This window comes from Undibacterium sp. Ji50W, from assembly GCF_049340445.1.
Classification (GTDB): Bacteria; Pseudomonadota; Gammaproteobacteria; order Burkholderiales; family Burkholderiaceae_D; genus Undibacterium.
In genome coordinates, this window is the sequence record NZ_JBMPOX010000070.1 from 1 (window position 1) to 602 (window position 602).

Below are 602 nucleotides of genomic sequence, written 5' to 3' on the forward strand. Positions count from 1 at the left end.
CTAGCAGTTCGCAAGCCAGATGCTGGCGTGCACCAGCAGCAACGGCGTCGTCAATCAGGTGCAGGGCACCAAGGCGATCCGGGGCGGCTATCATTCTTCCTTTGCCACTCCCCAGATCGCCTCGGCTTTTTTTCTTAAAACCAACAGTGCCTCCGATTCTGCCAGTTGATTCTCTTTCTTGATGAGCTTGCGTTCCAGTTCATTGATGCGTCTGGTTTGGCTAGCACTAGGACGGGACTGTACTAAAGGCTCATTGGCTTGTTCACAGGCCAGACTCCATTCTCTGACTTGCTCTGGATAAATGCTTCTTCTCCTGCAATAAGCTGATAATTCAGTTTCGCTTAAACCGGCTGTTTCCAGCACAATTCTGAATTTATCTGCACTACTCCACTGGTCACTAGATTTACTGTCTCCTGGCACAATTCTTCCTTCTGCTCTCGCTTCTTTCTGCCAACATCGCAGAGTGGGCGTGGTGATTCCTGTGGCTTGGGCTAATTCCACAATGGCACGATTGATGGGAGGTATCATTTGTTGAATTACCCATTCCTTTTGTTCTGCCGTATAGCGTACTCGTTTCATCTTACTCTGCCTTTCGCTCTCCA

Annotated in this window: 1 protein-coding gene; it reads right to left on the reverse strand. The window is 49.2% G+C overall.

Annotated elements, in window-relative coordinates:
* Positions 1 to 90: 90 nt before the first annotated feature.
* Positions 91 to 602 (reverse strand): transposase (locus ACO0K9_RS28045; RefSeq protein WP_422990687.1); only part of this gene is annotated, 512 nt, incomplete at its 5' end.